This is a genomic window from Bacillus sp. GMs2/2, from assembly GCF_050172095.1.
GTDB classification, from domain to species: domain Bacteria; phylum Bacillota; class Bacilli; order Bacillales; family Bacillaceae_G; genus Bacillus_A; species Bacillus_A cereus.
Genome location: NZ_JBNLYE010000342.1, coordinates 1 through 4,086, shown reverse-complemented (window position 1 = coordinate 4,086; position 4,086 = coordinate 1). Strand labels below are relative to the sequence as shown.

Below are 4,086 nucleotides of genomic sequence, written 5' to 3'. Positions count from 1 at the left end.
GGGACGGATTCTAATCCAATTAAACCAGATATACCTAATGTAAATAATATTTTAGAAGGAAACCAGTTTGCATGGTCGCTGAAAGGGATTGGAGATTTTGAATTCGCAAAAGTAAATTTAAATAAATCAACAGAAGAAATGCAAATTGATTTAAAAGCAGGTGTACCACATAACTACTTTGATAGTACATATGCAAGTATTAAAGTGCAAAACACATCAGGTAAAGTGGTCTATAATAAAGAGATTTATGGAAACAAACAACAAAATGCTGAATCGCAAAAAGTTTCGGTCAAGGTAGGAGACTATATAGAGTTAACACATCTAGAAGGTGTGCATAGAGCTACTCTCACAAATGTAGATAATAGTAAACAAGAGAGCTTTGGAAAAAAAGCCATATACGAAGTTACAAAAGAAGGTCTAAAGAAAGTAGAAAAAATGCCAGAAACAACAGTTTTAGATGGAAATCAATTTGCATGGTCATTAAAAGGATATAGTGATAGAGAAATTGCAAAAGTAAATTATGATAAAACAGTAGAAGAGATGAAGGTAAAACTAGAAGCAGGTGTACCCCATTCCTACTTTACTAGTACGTATGCGAGTATTAAGGTCCAGAATGCTTCTGGCAACGTTCTGTACAATAAGGAAATCGTGGGAAATAAACAACAAAATGCTGAAAGCCAAACTGTGCCCGTTAAAATAGGTGATTACATTGAACTTACTCATATAGAAGGGGAAGCAACAAAGGAAAAGACGAGAGCGACTTTAATTAACCTTGAAAATAACAAAAATGAAACCATTGGAAAGACAGCAAGATATCAAGTTACAAAAGAAGGCCTGAAGAAAGTAGAAAAAATGCCAGAAACAACAGTTTTAGATGGAAATCAATTTAACTGGTCTTTAAAGGGATATAATGATCGAGAAATCGCAAAAGTAGAGTATAACAAAGCAACAGAAAAAATGCAGATTAAATTAGAAGCGGGTATCCCCCATTCCTATTTTACTAGTACGTATGCAAGCATTAAAGTTCAAAACTCATCGGGCAATATATTGTACAATAAAGAAATTGTAGGAAATAGACAACAAAATGCTGAAAGCCAAACCGTTCCAGTTAAGGTAGGGGATTATATCGAGTTTACTCATATAGAGGGAGAAGCACAGAAGGAAAAGACCCGTGCCACACTTACTAATCTTGAGAATAGTAAACAGGAATTTGTAGGCAAGAAAAAAACATATCAAGTTACTCCTACAGGATTATTAATAAAATAGATAAAAAGGATGTCTAAAAAAATAGAATTTTTTTAGACATCCTATATCACTATTAAAAAATGCTAATTATTAATAGTGATATAGGATGAATTCTATAGCCCACTAACTATTATATATACTCAAAAAATCAAGTTATAGCTAATGTTCCAAGGATTGACACATCTATTCTTAGTTAATCATGTTATACTTTTCACAAGTGAAATGCTACAATATCAAATCCTAGTTTTATGACATCCTTCTGTTGCCACGGTTTATAAAAGGTCAATTCCAATGGGATTGACTTTTTATAGTTGTAGCACAAAGTTATAAACGCCCATATTTATTATAAGATAAATGTTGTAATTTCACGTACCGTATTTATGAATGTATAAATAATTACAATATGAAGAACTAAGGTATATGATTGTGATTTTTTTCACAAATATATACCTTAGTTCTTCAAAATTATTTCAAAAGGAGGTTATAAACAATGAAAAGAATTATAACACTGAGCACTTGTAAACTGCAAGATACTATAAAACATGGTGGGTGTGGTGCATGTCAGACATCTTGTCAGTCTGCTTGTAAAACCTCATGTGGAGTTGCAAATCAAAAGTGTGAAAATACAATAAATAGATAGGAAACAAGTAGTATTGTACTCAGTTATATTTTATATGGGCGGCAATCTTTATGAAAAAGGAGTTTGATTATCCAGTATGATTCATCAATATAAATTAAATGGATACAATATCGTATTAGATACTTATAGCGGTTCGGTACATGTCGTTGACGATCTTGCTTATGAAATAATTATGCTATATGAGAATACTCCTATGGTAGAAATCCTGTCAATGATGCAGGAAAAGTATAAATATGATTTCCACGTTTCCGAGAAGGAAATTCGAGAAACAATTGCAGATATTGAAGAACTAAAAAGAGATGGGAAGCTTTTTACCGATGATGATTATAAGGACCTTTCAATTGATTTGATAAATCGTCCCACTTATGTGAAGGCTCTTTGCCTTAATGTTGCGCATACATGTAATCTGTCGTGTGAATACTGCTTTGCTAGCCAAGGAAAATACAATGGAAATAGGGCCATCATGAGTTATGAAGTTGGAAAAAGAGCCATCGATTTTCTATTAGAAAACTCAGGTAATCATCAAAATCTCGATGTTGATTTTTTTGGTGGGGAGCCACTCATGGCGTGGAAGACTGTCAAACAGATTGTCGCCTATGCAAGAAATAAAGAAAAAGAGTACAAAAAAACTTTTCGTTTTACCTTTACTACAAATGGTATGCTGCTTAATGATGAAATTACTGACTTCTTGAATCAGGAAATGCACAATGTTGTATTAAGCCTTGATGGAAGAAAAAAAGTTCATGATTATCTACGTAAAACTGTCAATGGGAAGGGTAGCTACAATCATATTGTTCCAAAGTTTCAGGAATTTGTTGAGAAGCGTGGAGATAAAGAATATTATGTACGTGGAACCTATACCCATAATAATGTCGATTTTACCAATGATATTTATCACATCGCTGATCTAGGTTTTAATAAGATATCAATGGAACCCGTTATCTGTAATCCAAGAGAACCATATGCGCTCGGTGAAGAAGATCTTTTGGAAATTTACAATCAATATGAAATTCTCTCGAAGGAAATGCTAAACCGTGAGGAAAAAGGAAGCGGTTTTACTTTCTATCATTACATGCTTGACCTTTCAGAAGGTCCATGCGTTCAAAAAAGAATTTCTGGTTGTGGTTCTGGGACTGAATACCTTGCTATTACCCCATGGGGGGAGATATTTCCTTGTCATCAGTTTGTTGGGGAAGAAGAATATAGTATGGGGAATATCTGGGATGGCATTACAAAAACAGAGATACAGTCTCAATTTAAGAAGAGTAATTGCTATTCAAAAACGGAATGTCAGGAATGTTGGGCACAGCTTTACTGTAGCGGCGGTTGCCCAGCTAATACAATACATGCAACGGGTTCCCTTAAGGGAACACATGAGTTCAGCTGTAAAATCTTCCGCAAGAGGATAGAATGTTCTATGATGGTTAAAGTAGCTCAATCCATTAGAGCTATGAAGAAGGAAGAACAAGCCATAGTTCAGTAAATACAAAAGTGCACAAGCGTTGTTATAGCATAAATTTATAAAGATAGTTACAAACAAAACTTCTTTAGTCCAATTTAGAATAAATGAGTTTAAAAGAAGATAGCCATTTGTAAGGGCTATCTTCTTTTGTAAAAAATATACAATTTATTCAATTATTTTTTCGATAACAGGCATAACAGCGATTGGTGGAATAGAGTGAGTCCATCCTACGGAAAATATATTTAGTTTTTCACCTACGCTATAGTTATCTTTGCTAGTAATAGGAACACGTAAAATTTTATTCTGAGAAGCTAATTCCCACCAATTATTTTGATAAGAAAGTGCCTCCTCTTTTGTATTAGTGTCAGCTACAACCAAATAATTATCATCTGCTGAAATAACATATCCAGTGAAAGGTATTTGTATTCTTACTTGTTCTTCCTTAATAGGAGTAGGATTACTTATAGAATCTGCCGAAGTAGGAGTTAATCCGAAAGCTAATCCACATCCTAGCGTCAGAGTGGTAACCACTGTTACTAATTTTTGTTTTTTTGAAAACATAATATAAATCCCCCTTATATTTTATCCGTACACCATCACCTTTCTATTTTTTTATATAGAAAGCCTTTTTAAATCCCTACATTTAACAATTATGTCACAAATAATCCATTATTTTTTTGAATAGGTATTATTTAAAGATAATATATGTTATAATTCACCAAATTAACTATTAATTGTA

4 protein-coding genes are annotated in these 4,086 nt (G+C 33.1%); 3 read left to right on the top strand and 1 reads right to left on the bottom strand.

Annotated features, from left to right (window positions below; all coding sequences use genetic code 11):
* From ACQGS6_RS23845 to scfB, 3 genes are all read left to right on the top strand, one after another.
* Positions 1-1,266 (top strand): putative mucin/carbohydrate-binding domain-containing protein (locus ACQGS6_RS23845; RefSeq protein ID WP_426965706.1); only part of this gene is annotated, 1,266 nt, incomplete at its 5' end.
* A 469-nt stretch (positions 1,267-1,735) separates the two neighbouring features.
* Positions 1,736-1,885 (top strand): six-cysteine ranthipeptide SCIFF, encoded by a 150-nt coding sequence (scfA, locus tag ACQGS6_RS23840; RefSeq protein WP_000821352.1) that lies wholly within the window; start codon positions 1,736-1,738, stop codon positions 1,883-1,885.
* Positions 1,886-1,961: 76 nt separating this feature from the next.
* Complete coding sequence (gene scfB / locus ACQGS6_RS23835) at positions 1,962-3,368, top strand: thioether cross-link-forming SCIFF peptide maturase (RefSeq protein ID WP_000581826.1); 1,407 nt, start codon at positions 1,962-1,964, stop codon at positions 3,366-3,368.
* Positions 3,369-3,512: 144 nt separating this feature from the next.
* On the opposite strand, the gene ACQGS6_RS23830 is transcribed toward scfB, so the two are convergent.
* Entirely contained in the window at positions 3,513-3,908 is a 396-nt protein-coding gene (locus tag ACQGS6_RS23830) for a DUF3221 domain-containing protein (protein WP_000491772.1), read from the bottom strand.
* Positions 3,909-4,086 lie beyond the last annotated feature (178 nt).

Coding starts and splice junctions, on each gene's coding strand:
- ACQGS6_RS23830 (WP_000491772.1), bottom strand. CDS start 3,908: ATGTTTTCAAAAAAACAAAAATTAGTAACAGTGGTTACCACTCTGACG.
- scfA (WP_000821352.1), top strand. CDS start 1,736: ATGAAAAGAATTATAACACTGAGCACTTGTAAACTGCAAGATACTATA.
- scfB (WP_000581826.1), top strand. CDS start 1,962: ATGATTCATCAATATAAATTAAATGGATACAATATCGTATTAGATACT.